Here is a 17,057-nt window from a genome sequence, read left to right on the forward strand (position 1 = left end):
ACTGCGCTGCCAGAAGGGACAGATACGATCCAATTCGCCCATACTGCCTGCCCACTTCACACAGCTCAAGTGCTTTTTGGTGCAGAAGCCGAAAAGATCACAATTTACCGTGTGATGAACAACAAAGGGTCGTTAATGTGATCCAGATCACGTTAATGGCCCTCCCCATGGGTATTCTGGAGGTGAAGAGACAAGCAAGACGACCCGAAGGGGGCCTATATGAAAATTGAAATCACCAGTAAAATCATTGAGATCACCCCGGCAATCCGCGAGCGCATCGAATCTCGCTTCAACAAGCTCGAACGTCTGCAGGTGCCGCTCATCACTCCCCATGTGATCGTCTCCAAGGAAAGGTTGATGTTCAACATCGAAGCCACGGCAGGTATTCCCAACGGCAAGTTGTTTGCCCAGGCCGAGCATGAGGACCTCTACGCCGCCATCAATGATCTGGGACAGAAACTCGAGCGCCAGCTCAATCGTCACACAGAAAAACCGCTGGCTCGCCGCGCGCAGTCTCCCCTCAGGGAGCAGGCCGAGCCCCAGGAGGCAGATGCGGAAGTTGACGCTTGATATGACAAAATAGTCAGTTGGAGAGAAAAAGGCGGCTTGACCGCCTTTTTCTATGGTTATCATTTAGCATTTCCCTGAGGAGCCGTGCCTGGCGTCCCTCAGCTCTGCCAGTGCAGAGCCGCATCCACCCCCTCGGCCAGCCGGTCGAGCAGAGGCAGCATCACCAGGGGCCGGGCCTCGCGCCCCTTGTTTGGCAATGACCACCCGGCCTGCAGCCGCTCGCGCCCCAGGGCACTCAGGTTGTCGTACACCGCCGGATCCAGCAGCGGTCGCCGACCCGCCAGCGGCTGGGGATGGAGGGCGAGCCAGAGTCTGGCATCCGCCATGCTTCCCCCCTGTTGCAACCGCTCGGTGAGGTGGGCACTGCTCGCCGGCGTGTCGCTGTGCAGGGGGGTGGCCGGTGCCAGGCCGAGCCGGGCCCGCCAGTCAATCTCCTCCCTGGGGAGGCTATCGGCCTCATCGAACCAGGGCTGCTCCTCCACCGCCTCGGTGAGCAGGGCCAGGTGCAGGCGAAAGTCGGCGCGATCGCCGCGCAGCAGATCCTGATTGAGGCGCTGATCGAGCTGGCTCTCATCGACCAGCAGACGTTCACGGATGGCGTTGGGTAACATGGCGCGTCAGGCAAGGGACAGGTTCCCTGTTATCGGCCCGCCCTGGCCAAAGTTGAGAAGAGATGACCGGCGCGTCGGACCATGCCCGCAGTCCGGCCCCCCGAGGCAAGAGTGCCACAGACAAGAGGGGAGGCCCTGGCCTCCCCTCTTGTCATCCTGGCTCCCTGGTTAGAGGGTGAAGCGGTAGAAGATATCCACCGCCTGGGCCACCCCGCTCATGGCCTGCAGATAGAGCCTCGGCAGCACCTCGTAGCGCAGCTTGAATTCGGCGATGGGGCTGAACACCCCGACGCCGTACTGGAACTGCAGACCGGGCAGCAGGTAGGCCGAGAGCGTGACCTGGGTGTCATCGCCGCTCCCCTCGGTATCCAGGGAGACATCGCTCATGCCCAGCGATTCGCCGATATCGGAGACCACACCGCCCACCTGGCCGACCGCCCCCGCCACCAGCAGGCCATTGAAGCCGCCATCCTCGCCGCCGGTCTGCAGCCCCTTGCCCCGCAACAGGTAGGAGAGCTGCTCGGACTGAGGCATCTGGGGCTCTGAATAGACGGCTATCTTCGGCTTGGCCGCCGGTCCCGTCACCCGGACCCCCACGGTGACATTGTCCTCGATGGTATCCGGATCCCGGTAGGTCTCGATATTGAGATAGGGCTTGTCCAGCGGCCCGGAGAAGATGATGCGCCCCTCCTTGATGATCAGATTCTGGCCATAGGCCTTGAAACGACCCTCCTTGAGTTCCAGCTGCCCGTTGCCAGACAGGGGCTTCTCCGGCTCCTGATTGAGATTGATGCCGCCGGTGACCCGGGTCTTGAGTCCCATGGCCTCGAGGCGAATGTCATCGCCGAGCACCACGGCCACCTTCATCTCGAGGGGTAAGGCCGTCGGCTCCACCGGCGGCGCCAGCTCGTCATAGATGATGGTGACGTCGTCCGAGCGCGCCACCGCACTCTCCGGCAGGTTCTTCACCAGGATCCGCGCCCAGGGAATGGTGATCTTGCCGGTCACCCGGGTCTGCTCTCCCAGGCTGATGGCGAGATCCGGCGTGACCCGCACCCGGCCCATGCCGGGGTACTGCGCCTCCAGATCCTTGCCCTGTATGGTCAGGCTGCCCTCGATGGGCGCCTTGGCCCAGCTCAGCCAGCCCCCCAGGGCGAGCGGCCCCTTGCCCACCAGCATGCTGCCATCGAGCTCGGCCCGGTTGCCCTCGATCTTGAGGCGGGTCTTGAGTTGTTTGAGGGTCACCATGTCGGTGTGGGTCTGCACCTCCCCCTCCACCAGATTGAGCTGACCAAACAGCAAGGGGGTCTTCAGGGTGCCATCGAAGCGGGCATCGGCGCTGATCACCCCTTGCAGGGAGCGCACCTCCGGGATCAGCGGCGCGAACGGGCTCAGCTTCAGTCCGTTGAACTTGAGCTGACCGGACAAGGCGCCACGACCGCTGGGATCCAGGATGACGAGATCCGTGTCTATGGTGCCTATGTCGGCGGAGACGAAATCGAGGCGCAGATTGGCCTGTCTGGGCTCAAGGTCGAAACCGACGGCGAGCTGCTGATAGGAGGTCTTGACGGCATCGGCGACGAAGGTGCCCGGGGTGGTACGCAGGGTGGCATGCACCCTGGGTTGATCCCCCTTCCAGCTGGCACGCCCGTCGGCCGACAGCACCGCCTGCCACTTGAAGTTGTCCGGCAGCCAGGGACGCAGGCGCTTGAGGTCGAACTCGGTCAAGGCAAACGCCAGTTCCCCCTGGGCGGCCGAGACCTGGCTGCCCTTGACGCACAGGCTCGCCTGCTGGGAGCCGAGGCAGAGATCGCTCATGGCCAGCCGCTGCTTGTCGAGGTCGAGATCCAGGTTCCAGGGTGCCTTGAGCTGCCAGCGCTTCATGGGTGTTCTGATGTTGAGCTCGGTCAGTGCGCCGCGCCAGTGGGTCTGCTGCACGCCGCCATTGAGCCGCAGCCTGGCCGCCAGGGGATCGCCCTTGCTGTCGAAGGAGAGCTGGTGACGGCTGAGGTCCCCATCGAGATCCAGCTTGAGGGCCTTGAGGAGGGTGCTGCCCTGGGTCAGGGTGGCCACCGTCAGGGCCAGCTTGCCGGAGGGCACCTCGCCTATCACTGCGTTGCCGTTGAGGGCGATCTCCTTGAGATCCGTCCCCTCGAAGAAGAGACGGTTCGAGCTCAGGGCCGCGCTGATCCTGGGGACCTGCTGGTTGCCCCCCAGCGCCAGGGTGCCGCGAAGATCCCCGCGCAGGCCGGGGTAAATGCCGGAGAGATCCGGGGCGGCCAGGCGGGCGTCGAGCTGCCACAGGGCCTGGCTGAGCTTGCCCCTGGCCTGCAACTGGTTGGGGCCGGTCTGCAGCGCGAAGGCGGGGATCTGCCAGTTCATGGCGTCATCACCGCTGAGCTGGCCTGTGATGGCGAGGGGATACTTGTTGATCTTGCCGTCCACCTTGAGGGCAGGCACCTTGAGCTGCCAGTGTCCGTCGTCCCCCAGCGCAAATTCGCTCTCCACCCGGCCGGCCAGGGAGCCTTTGATCTCGGGCACCAGCTCGGCGGGGTCAATCCCCTTGAAGCTGGTCACCCCCTGCCACTGTACGCCCTTGCGCCAGGCGAGCTTGCCATCGAGCTTGAGCTCCCCCTGCAGGGCATTGAGCAGCAGGTCGATGTTGCTGAGCTGCTCCAGGTTGCCCTTGCCCTTGAGGGCCAGCTTGAAGGGAGGCACATCCGTCCCCTGGCCCGAGGTATTCAAGGCAAACTGGTAGCCAGACAAGGCCCCCTTGGCCGTCAGACTCCCCTTCTTCAACTGGTAACTGGGTTCGTCTTCCGCCGGCTTGTGTAAGGGCCACTTGAGGCCTGGCCAGTTCAGCTTCACATCGAAGGGCAGGTCCGGATCCAGGGCCTGCAGTGTCCCCTTGAGGGTGGCCGCCACCGGCCCCTTGGCATTGAGCGCCAGGGCCAGCTTGCCCACCGAGCCCCCCAGGGTCAGGGTCGCCTGCTCCCCCTTGAGCTGGTTGTCGAGCAGGGCCTTGCGCGCCTTGGCGGTCAGGGTCAGGTCGAGGGGATAATCATCTTGCAGGCTGATCTGGCCCTTGAGATCGAGATCGGCCATGGCATGGCGCAGGAAGAACTGCTCGATCTCGATGCGCTCCCCCTCCCCCGAGACCGAGAGCTGCAACTTGTCGATGGCCTCCTTGAGCTCCCCTTGCCGGTAACTGAAGTCGGTGAGCAGCAGCCCCTCGAGGCGCAGGGGGAAGGGCAGGGAGATCTTGGGCAGTTCGATGGCGATGTCGCCCTGGGGCGAGCTGGCCACCAGGGTGGTGCTGTCGGAGGCCGGCTCGGGCGCCGCGCCCTTGGCAGCAACCTGCTCGCCCGGCGCCGGCGGGGGCGCATCGGCCAGGGTGATGGCCACGCCGTCCAGCACTGGGCCGCGCACCGTCAGACCCTGCCGGTCCAATCTGGCGCCGATATCGAGATCCTTGAGTGCCAGCTTGAGCCCTGGCACGTCCACATCCAGGGCGCTGACCTTGAGGGCGTCTATCTGGATGCGCAGGGGCAGCGGGCGCCAGACGAAGGGCTCGCCGGGCGGCTCGTCACTGGGCGCCGACTCGACCACCTTGACCACGGGGTGAGTCAGGGTCAGGGAGCGGATCCAGAGCTGGCCTTGCAGCAGCTTGCCCAGATCCCAGTCGAGCACGGCGCGCTCGACCCTGGCATCCACCAGCTCGTCCTGCCAGCCGACCCCTTCCAGGGTCCAGCCGTAACCGAGCTGGCCCGATACCAGCTCCCCCTTGAGGGCAGGCAAGGCCGCCCTGGCCTGCTGCCAGATCCATTTGTTGCCCTGATGGGTGAAACCGAGCAGGCTGATGCCGATCAGCAGCAGGAAGATGAGCCCCATCAACCAGAGGAAGAGTCGCTTTAACCAGATCATAATTCAGGCCCCAGGGCAAAGTGCAGGCGCAGGGGTTTGTCCTCCTCCGAGATGCCCACCGCCAGATCCAGCCTGACCTGACCGATGGGGGTGACCCAGCGCACCCCGACCCCGGTGCCTATCTTCCAGGCCTCCTGGTAGTCGTCGGTGGCGGTGCCGCCATCCACGAACAGGGCCCCCAGCCACTTGTCGCTGAAGCGGTAATTGTATTCGCCGCTGACGGCCGTGGTGTAGCGTCCCCCCAGCAACTTGCCGTCCGCATCCCGCGGGCCTATCTCTTCGTAGCCATAGCCACGCACCGTCTGATCGCCGCCGGTGAAGAAACGCAGGGAAGGCGGCACCAGGGAGAAGTCATCCCCTATGATGGCCCCCTGCTCGGCCCGAAACAGGAAACGGTTGTTCTCCCCCAGGGTACGCAGCCACTTGGTGCGTCCCCAGGCGCGCATGAAGCGGATATCCGAGCCCCAGGTGGGATCGGAGAACTCCAGGGTCAGCTGTTGCCTGTCCCCCCAGTCCGGCACCAGGTTGCCACGCAGCCGCAGCCGCGACCAGGAGACCCCGGGGATCAGCAGCAGGCTGTTGCCCGCATCCGAGCCCTGCTCGTAGCGTTCGTTCTCCAGACGCACGAACACGTCCCTGTCCCAGGCGTCCGGGCGCCGCTTCCAGCGGTGAACCCCGAAGGTGGTCAGGTCGGAGCGGGTGTCGTTGTTGTTGGTGTAGCGATAACCGGCCTGCAGCGAGTAGTAATCTTGCAGCGGATTCTTGCCAATGACGGGGATCTGGTAATCGAAGCTGAGGTCGGCCTGGGGCGCTGACACGTTGGCGGTGGCGTTGAGGCGGTGGCCGTAGCGGTTGATCCAGGGCTTCTCCCAGGTGGCGCTCACCCTGGGGCCCACGTCGGTGGCATAGCCTATCCCCGTCTCTATCTCGTGCTGGGTGCGCGGCGCCAGCGTCACCTGAATGGGGACCTGGTTGCCCTCTGCCTCGCTGATCAGGGGCTTGAGATCCACCTGCTTGAACAGCTTGGTCGAGGAGATGTCCTGGGAGGTCTCCGCCATCTTGATGGCGAGGTAGGGGTCGCCGCGCTTGATGCTGACCAGGGGCTTGATGAGGCGCAGCTCCTCCGGGGTGGCGCTGTAGCGCACCTCGCCGAAGTGGTAGCGGGTGCCGGAGCGAAACACTATGTAGATCTCGGCGGTGCCCTTCTCGGGATAGACCCGGACCTGGCTCCTGCTGATGCGGGCGTTGAAGTAGCCCCGGGCCAGCGCCAGGCTGCCCAGATCCGCCTTGATGGATTCATATTTGCCGTGATGGAGCGGCTCGCCCTCCTTGAGGGGCAGCTTGTCCAGCAGCTCGCTGTAGATCTCGTCGCTGCCCGCATCCCCCTCCAGCAGAACATCCAGCCGGGAGATGAGCACGGGCTCTCCCGCCTCCACCGTCACCGTCACCTTGGAGGGGGTCTTCTTGTCCCGGCTCAACTTGACCTTGGGCTGGTAATAGCCGTAGACCTGCAGCGCCTGCTCGGTACTCTCGATGATCTTGGCCCTAGCGGGTCTGTATTGCCGCTCCTGATAGACGGGCAGGGCGTTGAGATAGGCTTCGACGTTCTCTTTATTGTCGCCCTTGAGCCCCTTGACCTGGTAGGTCAGCTTGGCCGCCATGGCGGGAGAGGCCAGGCAGCCGAGGCAGAGCGTCAGCCAGAGCCAGGCACGCACCCGGCGGCACGGCTGCGATTTACCCGCAGGTATGGGCAGATTGCATCCTGTCAAACGTCAACTTCCCCGAATTCATGCTCAAGCGAACGATGCTGGTCTCATCGCGGTGATCGTGGCCGCGCCGAGGGCGAGGCGCAGCCATCCTACCATAGTCGTTGGCGGGATTCAGACCCATCAGCGACCTGGATTTGCCATAAAACAGAGCCCTTTGGCGATAAATTAACCCCGAGTGATGAAATTGACACCTCATCTGACCAATTGCTGCGCAGCCTGGCGTCATTCGCGCATGGGTCGATACGACAGAAACTGTCGGCGTCAACAGGCGCAATATTGAGTCCTCATCTGGCCATGATGTCCCGGGCAGAAAAGCAAGCCATGGCTGGCCTCCCCTCCCCCTCCCTCAGTCTGGTCGCCCCCAGTGAATGATGATTTAACCATTGTTAATCAATTGGTTATAAAACAGAAACGAGGCACTCGCTCGCCCTAATCTATTTATCCCGCTCACTCGCCACCCTGGATTGCGCCACACTGCCCCCATCATCCATGAGGAGTCACCCCATGACAGCACGCAGCGAACAACTGGCCGACCACATCGCCGAGCGACTCGAGTTCATCACCTTCCTCGCCTGCTGCAGCGCCCTGCTGGCCCTGTTGTGCGGCATGACGGGGCAGCAGGCCCTCGCCTTCACCGCCCTGAACCTCCCCTTTGGCCTCGCCATCCTGCTCGGCAGCGCCCTGCTGGCTCCCCTGGCCCCCCACTGGCGCCTGCCGCTCACGGCGGCGCTGCTGCTCGGCTGCGCCCTCACCAGCCTGCAGCTGGGGGGCGAATGGCTCGATCCCGTGGCGCTCTGGAGCCTGCACGGCCTGCTCGGCCTCGAGCTGCTGTGGCAGTCCCGCCACCCCAGAGCCAGGATCCCGGCTGACGAGGGGCAGCAATTGCGCTAATCTTGCGCCCCAGCCGGCCGGGCCCCTGAGCCATCCCAGGTGAGACTCACCCCGGCCGCCCCGCAAGATGCAACGAGGAGAACCCATGAACAAGGCATGCGCCCAACACATTCTGGTCAAGACGGAAAAGGAGTGCCTGGAGATCAAGAGCAAGATCGACAAGGGCGCCGACTTTGGCCAGATGGCCAAGCGCCACTCCACCTGCCCCTCCGGCAAGCGCGGCGGCGATCTGGGGGAGTTCAACAAGGGGGACATGGTCAAGGCGTTCGATGATGCGGTGTTCAAGGGGGAGCTGCTCAAGGTGCTCGGCCCCATCCGCACCAAGTTCGGCTTCCACCTCATCAAGGTGCTCTACCGCAGCTGACGCCCCAGGGGCGGCTCCCCCGTCGCCCCTTCTCTCCCTTATCCTGTCCGCTAAATCTAAAAATAAATTAACCTTATCAGTTAATTAGGTTTATCCTTTGGCCAGTTTTCCAAGGGTTATCCCATGCTGCCCCTCCCACTGCTTCCCCTGCTGGCCTGGTTGCTGCCACTCTCTGGCGCCCTGGGCAGCCGTGTCGCCCTCTGGCCCTGGTGGGTCGGCTTCCTCCTCTGCCTGGCCGGGGCCCTCGTCGCCCTCTGGCTGCTGCTACGCCTGCCCTGGCATCCCAGACGATACTGGGCCGCCGTCGGTGCCCTGCCCCTGCTGCTGCCCGTCGGATTCCTGACCCTGGCGCTGCGCGCCCCCTTGCTCAACGACGTCAGCACGGACCCCCTCCATCCCCCCAGGCTCGACTGGGCGCACCAGCTGCGCAGCGACGCCGATCTGCCCGTCAATGAGGCTCCCCTGAAATTTTCCGGCGACAACCCCGCTCCTATCTATACCCGGGCCAGCCGGGAGCGGGTGCTCACCGAGGCAGCCAGCCTGATGCAGGCATCGGGCTGGCAGATCAGGGCGAGCCAGGAGGGACTGGAGGCCGTGGTGACCAGCCCCTGGTTCGGCTTTCAAGACGATGTGGCGCTGCGCCTGTTCGAGGGGCCCAGGGAGCTGCGCATCGACATGCGATCCGCCTCCCGCCAGGGCCGATCCGATCTGGGAGCGAATCGGGCCCGGATCCAGACGTTCCTCGCCCGGCTGCAAGCCCGCCTGGCGGCCCCCTGATCCCACAAAGAGACGCCACGCCCCATGGCGCGGCAAGAGCAGCAGAGGAGCAGTATGCGCATCCAGCTCAAAGCAGACCGGGACTATGCCTGGTTCATCAAACCCTTCTTCTGGTTGCAGCGACGCAACTATGGCCAGGTACTGATCCCGGGCAAGTGCTGGGGCCGATCCCCCCGTCTGTTCGCCGCCGTTGCCACCCTGTACGGGGTCATCAACCGCAAGCGCTCCCCCATAGACCCCGTGCTGCGCTCCCTGGTCACGGTGCGGGTCTCCCAGCTCAACTGGTGCCGCTTTTGCGTCGACATCAATGCCATGACCCTGGTCAAGCGGGCCGGCTCCGGCGAGAAGGTGGAGGCCCTGGCCCAGTGGCGCACCAGCCCCTTGTTCGATGCCCGCGAGCAGGCGGTGCTCGATTACACCGAGGCCATGACCGGGCTCGACGGGGTGAGGGACGAGCAGGTTGCGCGCCTCAAGACCTGGTTCGATGACGATGCCCTGGTGGAGCTGACCGGTCTCATCGCCTTTCAGAACATGTCGGCCAAGTTCAATGCCGCCCTCGACGTGCCCGCCCAGGGCTTTTGCCAGCTCCCGGTCCAGCCGGACGCCGGCGACCCACCCCCCCGGGAGGAGAACCCCTCATGAGACGCACCAAGCTGGGATTGCTGCTGCTGATGGCCCTGCTCATCGGCGCCTTCTTCGCCCTGGATCTGGATAGCTACCTGACCCTCTCCGCCCTGCAGGCGCGCCAGAGCGCGCTCGAGGGCTGGGTGGACGCTCACTTCTGGCAGGCCAGCGCTCTCTTCTTCGCCGTCTATGTGCTGAGCACAGCCCTCTCCCTGCCCGGGGCCAGCCTGCTGACCCTGTTTGGCAGCGCCATCTTCGGGGTCGGCTGGGGGCTGCTGCTGGTCTCGTTTGCCAGCACCCTGGGCGCCAGCCTCGCCTTTCTCAGCGCCCGCTTCCTGCTGCGGGACTGGGTCCTGCGCCGCTTTGGCGACAAGCTGTCGCTGGTGGATGCGGGCATGGCCAAGGATGGCCCCTTCTACCTGCTGAGCCTGCGCCTCATCCCCCTGTTCCCCTTCTTTCTCATCAACTTGCTGATGGGGCTGACCGCCCTGCCCCTGCGCACCTTCTACTGGGTGAGCCAGCTCGGCATGCTGCCCGGCACCCTGGTCTATGTGCTGGCGGGCAGCCAGCTGGCCCAGCTCACCAGCACGGGCAACATCCTCTCCCCCGGGCTCATCGCGGCGCTCTGTCTGCTCGGGCTGCTGCCCTGGCTGGCCCGCGCCGGCCAGGGCCTGCTCGCCCGGCACAGGCTCCATGCCCGGTTTCGTCGGCCCGACCACTTCGACTACAACCTGGTGGTGATCGGCGCCGGGGCCGGTGGCCTGGTGACCAGCTATATCGCCGCCGCCGTCAAGGCGCGGGTGGCTCTCATCGAGCAGCACAAGATGGGGGGGGACTGTCTCAACACCGGCTGTGTCCCCTCCAAGGCGCTGATCCGAAGCGCCCGCTTCGCCGCGCAGCAGCGCCAGGGAGCGGAGCTTGGCTTTCGCGAGAGCCAGGCCCGTGCCGATTTCGCCGCCGTGATGGCGCGGGTGGCCCGGGTGATCACCGAGGTGGCGCCCCACGACTCGGTCGAGCGCTACGAGGCCCTGGGGGTGGAGTGCATCCAGGGAGAGGCGCGCCTCGTCTCCCCCTGGGAGGTGGAGGTGGGCGGCAGGCGCCTTGCCAGCCGCCATATCGTGCTCGCCACCGGCGCCAGGCCCCTGGTGCCCGATCTGCCGGGGCTCTCCGAGGTGCCCTATCTCACCTCGGATAATCTGTGGCAGCTGCGCGAGCCCCCCCGCCACCTGCTGGTGCTCGGCGGTGGCCCCATCGGCTGCGAGCTGGCCCAGAGCCTGGCCCAGCTCGGCATCCGGGTTTCCCTGATCGAGCTGGCGGATCAGCTGCTGCCCCGGGAAGAGGCCGAGGTCGCCGCCCTGCTGCAGCAGCAGATGACCGAGGATGGGGTCCATCTGCTGCTCGGCTGGCACGCCGAGCGGGTGGAGCCCCTGGCGCAGGATCAGATCCGCCTGCACCTGCGCCGGGGGGATGAGACCTGCCGGCTAGAGGGCGATCGACTGCTGCTGGCTCTGGGCCGGGTCGCCAATGTCGGCGGCTTTGGTCTGGAGGACTTAGGGGTCGAGCTCACGGCGCGGGGCACGGTCGCCGTGGATGGCTTCCTCGCCACCAACTACCCCAGCATACTGGCGGTGGGGGACGTGGCCGGCCCCTACCAGTTCACCCACTTCGCCGCCCATCAGGCCTGGTACGCCGCGGTCAATGCCCTGTTCGGCCAGTTCAAGCGATTCAAGGCGGACTATCGGGTGATCCCGGCCGCCACCTACACCAGCCCCGAGGTGGCCAGGGTCGGCCTCAATCGCAAGGAGGCAGAGGCCCAGAGCATCCCCTTCGAGGCGACCCGCTTCGAGCTCAAGAAGCTGGACAGGGCCATCGCCGACGGCGAGACCCAGGGCTTCATCGAGGTGCTGACCCCGCCAGGCAAGGACAGGATCCTCGGCGCCACCATCGTCGGCCCCCACGCCGGGGAGCGCATCGCCGAATTCACCCTCGCCATGCGCCATCGACTCGGCCTTGGCAAGGTGCTCGCCACCCTTCACGCCTACCCCACCCTGATGGAGGGCAACAAGTACGTGGCCGGCCAATGGCGCCAGGCCCACCAGCCCAAGGCCCTGCTGCCCTGGCTGGCGCGCTACCACCACTGGCGCCGCCGTGGCAAACTGGAGGCCAGACAGCATCCGCTGCAAACGGGTCCCGCCGCTAACCCTCACAAGGAGTCATGATGCCCATTCGCCACCTCCCTGCCCTGGCCGTCACCCTGCTCCTGCTCTGGGGCGGCCAGGCCCGGGCCGAGAGCCCGTCCCCCTGGCAGGCGATCCAGGCCGAGGCCAGGGGAGAAACCGTCTACTTCAACGCCTGGGGCGGCAGCCCCGAGATCAATCGCTACCTCGCCTGGGCGGCCGGAGAGCTGGCCCGTGACCATGGCGTCACCCTGGTCCAGGTGAAGGTGGATGACATCGCCCAGAGCGTCAGCCAGCTGCTCGCCAACAAGCAGGCGGGAAAGCGCCAGGGGGGCCCCATCGACCTGCTCTGGGTCAATGGCGAGAACTTCAAGGCCCTCAAGGACAAGGGCCTGCTCGGCGCCCCCTTCAGCCAGGGGTTGCCGAACATGGCCCTGGTGGACCTGAGCCTGCCGGTGAGTGAGGACTTCACAGTGCCGGTGGAGGGGCTGGAGGCCCCCTGGGGGCTGGGCCAGCTCAACTTCATGGTCGATAAGGCCCAGGTGGCCGCGCCGCCACGCTCGGCCCAGGCGCTGCTGGCCTGGGCCCGGGCCAACCCGGGCCGCTTCAGCTACCCCAAGCCGCCCCAGTTTCATGGCTCCAGCTTCCTCAAGCAGATGCTGCTGGAGTTGACCCCGGATTCTGCCCCCCTCTACCAGGCGGCGGATCAGGCCGCGTTCGATCGGGTCACGGCGCCGCTCTGGGCCTGGCTCAATGCCCTGCATCCCCACCTGTGGCGTCAGGGGCGGGCCTTCCCCGCCAGCGCCGCCGAGACCCGGCAGCTGCTCGACGATGGCGAGCTGGCCATGGCCATCAGCTTCAATCCCCAGGAGGCCATGGGGGCGGTGGCCAATGGCAGCCTGCCCGCCTCCGTCACCGCCATCGCCATGGAGAAGGGGGCGCTCACCAACAGCCACTTCCTCGCCATCCCCTTCAATGCCAATGCCCGGGCCGGGGCCCAGGTGGTGGTCAACTTCCTGCTGAGCCCGGCCGCCCAGGCCCGCAAGGCCGATCCCGCCTTCTGGGGCGATCCCAGCGTGCTCAGGCAGGAGAGCCTGCCGCAGGGCACGGCGCCAGCCCTGCGCTTCAAGGCTAGGCCTGAGCCCCATCCCAGCTGGCAGCTGATGCTGGAAACGGCCTGGGCCGAGCGTTACGGCCACTAGATGCACCGGCTGATCCTGACAGTGACGGGGCTGCTGCTCTGGCTTCCCCTGCTCGCCGGCCTGCTGCTCCTGCTGGGCCAGGGGCTGACCCCGGCCCCCTGGCTTCGACTCCTTGCCCAGCCCGGGCTCTGGACCTCCATCGGCCTCAGCCTCTGGACCGCCCTCGCCTCCAGCCTGATCAGCCTGCTCCTGGTCGCCCTCCTGCTGGCCCACGGCGAGGGGCGCGGCCTTGCCCTGCTGCGCCGCCTGCTCTCGCCGCTGCTGGCCATGCCCCACGTCGCCTTCGCCATCGGCTTTGCCTTCCTCATCGCCCCCTCCGGCTGGTTGCTGCGGCTTATCTCCCCCGCCCTCACCGGTTTTGTGCTGCCGCCGGACTGGCAGACCCTGCACGACCCCTGGGGCCTGGGTCTCATCGCCCTGCTGGTGCTCAAAGAGACTCCCTTCTTGCTGCTGATGGCCCTCGGCGCCCTCGATCCTGCCCTGACCGCCCGCCAGCAGTGGCTGGGGCAGAGCCTGGGGTTTCGGCCGCCCCAGATCTGGTGGCGCCTGATCCTGCCCAGCCTCTGGCCCAGCCTGCGCCTGCCCCTCTACGCGGTGGCGGCCTATGGCCTGGCGGTGGTGGATCTGGCCCTGCTGCTCGGCCCGACCCAGCCCGCCCCCCTGGCGGTGCGACTCTGGCGCTGGTATCAGGACCCGGATCTCCATTGGCGACCCCTGGCCAACCATGGCGCCCTGCTGCTGTTTGGCCTCAATCTGCTGCTGCTCGCCCTCCTGCGCGCCCTGGAGTGGGCGCATCTGCACTGGGGCAAGGGGCTCATGCTCGATGGCCGGCGCCAGACCAGTCCTTCCCGGCTGGCCCCCGCCCTGGCCCTGGTCCTGACCACCCTGCTGCTGGCGACAAACCTGCTGGTGCTGGCGGCCCTGCTGCTCTGGTCCCTCACCCGGCGCTGGCCCTTTCCCGCCCCCTGGCCCAGCCAGTGGAGCGGCCACCACTGGCAGCAGGCCATGGCAGAGCTGGCCCAGCCCCTTACCCACAGCGCCTGGCTCGCCCTGCTCAGCGCCCTGCTGGCCCTGGTGCTGGTGGTGCTCGCCCTGGAGGCCCAGCGGGGTCGCCGCCCCTGGCCACTCTGGCTCATCTGTCTGCCACTGCTGCTGCCCCAGGCCAGCCTGCTGTTCGGCGTCAGGCTCGGGGCAGACTGGCTCGGGCTGCCGGTGGGCATGGGGCTGGTGTTCTGGAGCCAGCTGCTGTTCGTCTACCCCTATGTCTACCTCTGCCTGTACGGGCCCTATCGCCAGTTCGACGATCGCCTGACCCAGGCGGCGGCCACCCTGGGCGCCCGTCCCTGGCAGGCCTGGTGGCGGGTCAAGGGACCCCTGCTGCTGCGCCCCCTCGCCTTCGCCTGCGCCGTGGGGGCCACCGTCAGCCTGGCCCAATACCTGCCCACCCTGCTGTTTGGCGCCGGGCGCGTCATCACCCTCACCACGGAGGCGGTGGCCATCGGCTCCGGCCTCAACCGCCGTCTCGCCAGCCTCTACGGCCTGCTGCAACTGGCACTGCCGCTGCTGATCTACGCCCTGGCGCTCTGGCTGCCCCACAGGGCCGAACGCGCCTCCCATCAACTGGAGCCAACCCCATGACGGAGCCCCTGCACCTGGCCCCTCTCACCCTCAGCCTGCATGGCAGGCCCTTGCTGCAACTGCCCCCCTGCCACATCGCCCCCGGCGAGGTGCTGACCCTGATGGGGCCAAGCGGCTGCGGCAAGAGCTCGCTGCTGGCCGGAATAGCCGGGGTGCTGCCCAAAGGCGGCCCCCTCGCCCTGCACGGGGAGATCCGCCAGGGCGAGCGGCTGCTCTCGCCCCTGCCCGCCTACCAGAGACGCGTCGGCATCCTGTTTCAGGAGGATCTGCTGTTTGCCCATCTGACGGTGGCCGAGAACCTGATGTTTGGCATGCCCGCCCACATCAGGGGGAAGGAGCGCCGCGCCCGGGCCCTGGTGGCGCTGGCCAGGGTCGAGCTGGCGGGCTTTGCCGAACGCCATCCCGCCGCCCTCTCCGGGGGGCAGAAGGCAAGGATCAGCCTGCTGCGGGCCCTGCTGGCCGAGCCCGCCGCCATCTTGCTCGACGAGCCCTTCGCCCGGCTGGACAAGCCGCTGCGAGCCGCCTTTCGCGCCCTGGTGTTCGGCGAGATAGCGGCCCGCGCCATCCCGGCCATCCTGGTCAGCCACGACGAGGAGGATGCCCCCGCCGCCATACTGGATCTCGGCGCCCTGGCGGCGGATGCGGGCAGGGGCAGTCCTTGCTGATCCGCCGCCTTATGATCCCTGTGTTCCCTGATCCTGAAAGGAGGATCCCTTGCTAGATCGCTACGCCATCGTGCTGATCCGTCGCCCCCTCAACGCCCTCGCCAGCCCCCTGGCCCGTCTGGGGGTCAGTGCCAACCAGATCAGCATCACCGGCTTTGTCATCGGCATGCTGAGCCTGCCCCTGCTCGCCCTTGGCCAGTTCGAGGCGGCCCTGGTCTGCATCTTGCTCAATCGCATCATGGATGGTCTGGATGGCGCCATCGCCCGCCTCAAGGGCATCACGGATTGCGGCGGCTTTCTCGACATCACGCTGGACTTTATCTTCTATGCCGCCGTGGTGCTGGGCTTCGCCCTGGCCGATCCCGCCAACCATGCCCTGGCCGCCGCCACCCTGCTGTTCGCCTTCATGGGCACGGGCTCGAGCTTCCTGGCCTTCGCCATCATGGCGGGCAAGCGGGGCATAGAGAACCCCGTCTATCACCACAAGTCCCTCTATTACCTGGGCGGCCTGACCGAAGGCAGCGAGACCATAGGGGTGTTCGTGCTGATGTGCCTGTGGCCCCACTGGTTTGCCCCCCTGGCCTACGGTTTTGCCGCCCTGTGCCTGATCACGGTACTGACCCGGCTCTGGAGCGGTTACCACACCCTCAAGTCCTGATCCGGGCCATGGTGGTGCTTGCGCATCGCCATGGATCCACTACCATGGCGGCATCCCGTTTTTGTGCCGTTGGAAGCCCTATGCATCGTTTCATCCCCCTTGTCCTTCTCCTCCCCCTGATCTCCGGGTGCAGCAGCGCCGCCAACACGCCGGCACAGGCGCCAGCCCCCAAGGCAAAAAGCGGCGGCAGTTTCCTCATCACGCCCCCGCCCAAGCAGACGGCCGGGGTGCTGGCGGGGGATTTCGCCACCAATCCGGCAGTGGATCAGTTCATCGCCATGATGGTCAGCAAGCATGGTTTCGACCGTGCCGAGCTGCACCGGGTGCTCTCCCAGGCCTCTCGCGAGCAGTGGATCATCAACCTGATGGATCGTCAGGCCCCGGTCTCGACCGCACCAAGCGGCCCGAACGGCGCCTGGAACCGCTACCGTGCCAAGTTCATCACCCCGGACAATGTGCAAAACGGTGTCAACTTCTGGCGCGAGTATGAGACCGAGCTCAATCGTGCCTCTGCCCAGTACGGTGTCCCCCCCGAGATCATCGTCGGCATCATAGGGGTGGAGACCCGCTGGGGTCGGGTGATGGGCAAGACCCCCATTCTGGATGCCCTGGCGACCCTGGCGTTCGACTACCCGCGCCGTGCCACCTTCTTTCGCGGCGAGCTGGAGCAGTTCCTGATCATGACCCGCAACGAGGGAATAGACCCGAGCGAGCCGACCGGCTCCTATGCTGGCGCCATGGGCTATGGCCAGTTCATGCCGTCCAGCTTCCACGGCTATGCGGTGGATTTTGATGGCAACGGCCACACCAACCTCTGGGATCCGGTGGATGCCATCGGCAGCGTGGCCAACTACTTCAAGGCCCATGGCTGGCGCAAGGGGGATCAGGTGGCGGTGCGGGCCCAGGGCCAGGCGCCCGGCTTCGAGACCGGCTTCCAGACCAGCTATAGCCTGGATACCCTGCGCCGGGCCGGCCTCTCCCCCATCGCGCCCCTCGGCGCCCACAGCAAGGCCAGCCTGCTGCGCCTGGACGTGGGCAAGAGCTACCAGTACTGGTACGGTCTGCCGAACTTCTACACCATCACCCGCTACAACCACAGCACCCATTACGCCATGGCGGTGTGGCAGCTGGGGCTGGCGGTCAAGGCCGCCCGCGGCTACTGAGTGCTCTCTGCCAATGCAAAACGG

At 66.3% G+C, this 17,057-nt stretch carries 14 protein-coding genes; 11 read left to right on the forward strand and 3 right to left on the reverse strand.

Going from position 1 to position 17,057, the window contains the following annotated elements; all coding sequences use genetic code 11:
• Positions 1–219: 219 nt before the first annotated feature.
• The gene (hpf, locus tag ACEUCR_RS03830; RefSeq protein ID WP_041998314.1) at positions 220–570 is read left to right on the forward strand and encodes a ribosome hibernation-promoting factor, HPF/YfiA family; all 351 of its coding nucleotides are present in this window, start codon (positions 220–222) and stop codon (positions 568–570) included.
• A gap of 98 nt (positions 571–668) precedes the next feature.
• On the opposite strand, the gene ACEUCR_RS03835 is transcribed toward hpf, so the two are convergent.
• The 3 genes from ACEUCR_RS03835 to tamA form a co-directional block, all read right to left on the reverse strand.
• A complete protein-coding gene (locus tag ACEUCR_RS03835; protein WP_408773122.1) occupies positions 669–1,181 on the reverse strand; it encodes a VC2046/SO_2500 family protein in 513 nt (170 codons plus the stop codon).
• 168 nt (positions 1,182–1,349) lie between these two features.
• Complete coding sequence (gene tamB, locus ACEUCR_RS03840; RefSeq protein WP_408788134.1) at positions 1,350–5,105, reverse strand: autotransporter assembly complex protein TamB; 3,756 nt, start codon at positions 5,103–5,105, stop codon at positions 1,350–1,352.
• Positions 5,102–6,874: an autotransporter assembly complex protein TamA gene (gene tamA, locus ACEUCR_RS03845; RefSeq protein ID WP_041998320.1), complete on the reverse strand. Its 1,773-nt coding sequence runs from the start codon at positions 6,872–6,874 to the stop codon at positions 5,102–5,104. The genes tamB and tamA overlap by 4 nt, the downstream gene beginning before the upstream one ends.
• A 504-nt stretch (positions 6,875–7,378) precedes the next feature.
• On the opposite strand from tamA, the gene ACEUCR_RS03850 reads away from it, so the two are divergent.
• The 10 genes from ACEUCR_RS03850 to mltB all read left to right on the forward strand — a co-directional run bounded on the left by ACEUCR_RS03850 (position 7,379) and on the right by mltB (position 17,033).
• Positions 7,379–7,765: a hypothetical protein gene (locus tag ACEUCR_RS03850; RefSeq protein ID WP_041998321.1), complete on the forward strand. Its 387-nt coding sequence runs from the start codon at positions 7,379–7,381 to the stop codon at positions 7,763–7,765.
• Between the two features lie 85 nt (positions 7,766–7,850).
• Complete coding sequence (locus ACEUCR_RS03855; protein WP_041998322.1) at positions 7,851–8,129, forward strand: peptidylprolyl isomerase; 279 nt, start codon at positions 7,851–7,853, stop codon at positions 8,127–8,129.
• 123 nt (positions 8,130–8,252) lie between these two features.
• Complete coding sequence (locus ACEUCR_RS03860; RefSeq protein WP_408788138.1) at positions 8,253–8,906, forward strand: DUF1499 domain-containing protein; 654 nt, start codon at positions 8,253–8,255, stop codon at positions 8,904–8,906.
• A gap of 54 nt (positions 8,907–8,960) precedes the next feature.
• Positions 8,961–9,548: a carboxymuconolactone decarboxylase family protein gene (locus tag ACEUCR_RS03865; RefSeq protein WP_111873579.1), complete on the forward strand. Its 588-nt coding sequence runs from the start codon at positions 8,961–8,963 to the stop codon at positions 9,546–9,548.
• Complete coding sequence (locus tag ACEUCR_RS03870) at positions 9,545–11,749, forward strand: FAD-dependent oxidoreductase (RefSeq protein ID WP_408788141.1); 2,205 nt, start codon at positions 9,545–9,547, stop codon at positions 11,747–11,749. The genes ACEUCR_RS03865 and ACEUCR_RS03870 overlap by 4 nt, the downstream gene beginning before the upstream one ends.
• Complete coding sequence (locus ACEUCR_RS03875) at positions 11,746–12,909, forward strand: ABC transporter substrate-binding protein (protein ID WP_408788144.1); 1,164 nt, start codon at positions 11,746–11,748, stop codon at positions 12,907–12,909. Before ACEUCR_RS03870 ends, ACEUCR_RS03875 begins: the two co-directional genes overlap by 4 nt.
• Positions 12,910–14,547: an ABC transporter permease gene (locus ACEUCR_RS03880; protein WP_408788146.1), complete on the forward strand. Its 1,638-nt coding sequence runs from the start codon at positions 12,910–12,912 to the stop codon at positions 14,545–14,547.
• Positions 14,544–15,212, forward strand: coding sequence for an ATP-binding cassette domain-containing protein (locus ACEUCR_RS03885; protein ID WP_392442874.1), 669 nt, complete (start codon positions 14,544–14,546; stop codon positions 15,210–15,212). Before ACEUCR_RS03880 ends, ACEUCR_RS03885 begins: the two co-directional genes overlap by 4 nt.
• 49 nt (positions 15,213–15,261) lie before the next feature.
• Positions 15,262–15,870, forward strand: coding sequence for a CDP-alcohol phosphatidyltransferase family protein (locus ACEUCR_RS03890; RefSeq protein ID WP_392442877.1), 609 nt, complete (start codon positions 15,262–15,264; stop codon positions 15,868–15,870).
• Between the two features lie 80 nt (positions 15,871–15,950).
• A complete protein-coding gene (gene mltB / locus ACEUCR_RS03895; protein ID WP_111873585.1) occupies positions 15,951–17,033 on the forward strand; it encodes a lytic murein transglycosylase B in 1,083 nt (360 codons plus the stop codon).
• Positions 17,034–17,057: the final 24 nt, after the last annotated feature.

Origin of the sequence: Aeromonas bivalvium, from assembly GCF_046078285.1 — a bacterium.
Taxonomy (GTDB): domain Bacteria; phylum Pseudomonadota; class Gammaproteobacteria; order Enterobacterales; family Aeromonadaceae; genus Aeromonas; species Aeromonas bivalvium.

What these genes read in the sequence shown, in the direction of transcription:
- hpf (WP_041998314.1), top strand. Translation starts at nt 220, where the DNA reads ATGAAAATTGAAATCACCAGTAAAATCATTGAGATCACCCCGGCAATC.
- ACEUCR_RS03835 (WP_408773122.1), bottom strand. Translation starts at nt 1,181, where the DNA reads ATGTTACCCAACGCCATCCGTGAACGTCTGCTGGTCGATGAGAGCCAG.
- tamB (WP_408788134.1), bottom strand. Translation starts at nt 5,105, where the DNA reads ATGATCTGGTTAAAGCGACTCTTCCTCTGGTTGATGGGGCTCATCTTC.
- ACEUCR_RS03850 (WP_041998321.1), top strand. Translation starts at nt 7,379, where the DNA reads ATGACAGCACGCAGCGAACAACTGGCCGACCACATCGCCGAGCGACTC.
- ACEUCR_RS03855 (WP_041998322.1), top strand. Translation starts at nt 7,851, where the DNA reads ATGAACAAGGCATGCGCCCAACACATTCTGGTCAAGACGGAAAAGGAG.
- ACEUCR_RS03860 (WP_408788138.1), top strand. Translation starts at nt 8,253, where the DNA reads ATGCTGCCCCTCCCACTGCTTCCCCTGCTGGCCTGGTTGCTGCCACTC.
- ACEUCR_RS03865 (WP_111873579.1), top strand. Translation starts at nt 8,961, where the DNA reads ATGCGCATCCAGCTCAAAGCAGACCGGGACTATGCCTGGTTCATCAAA.
- ACEUCR_RS03870 (WP_408788141.1), top strand. Translation starts at nt 9,545, where the DNA reads ATGAGACGCACCAAGCTGGGATTGCTGCTGCTGATGGCCCTGCTCATC.
- ACEUCR_RS03875 (WP_408788144.1), top strand. Translation starts at nt 11,746, where the DNA reads ATGATGCCCATTCGCCACCTCCCTGCCCTGGCCGTCACCCTGCTCCTG.
- ACEUCR_RS03880 (WP_408788146.1), top strand. Translation starts at nt 12,910, where the DNA reads ATGCACCGGCTGATCCTGACAGTGACGGGGCTGCTGCTCTGGCTTCCC.
- ACEUCR_RS03885 (WP_392442874.1), top strand. Translation starts at nt 14,544, where the DNA reads ATGACGGAGCCCCTGCACCTGGCCCCTCTCACCCTCAGCCTGCATGGC.
- mltB (WP_111873585.1), top strand. Translation starts at nt 15,951, where the DNA reads ATGCATCGTTTCATCCCCCTTGTCCTTCTCCTCCCCCTGATCTCCGGG.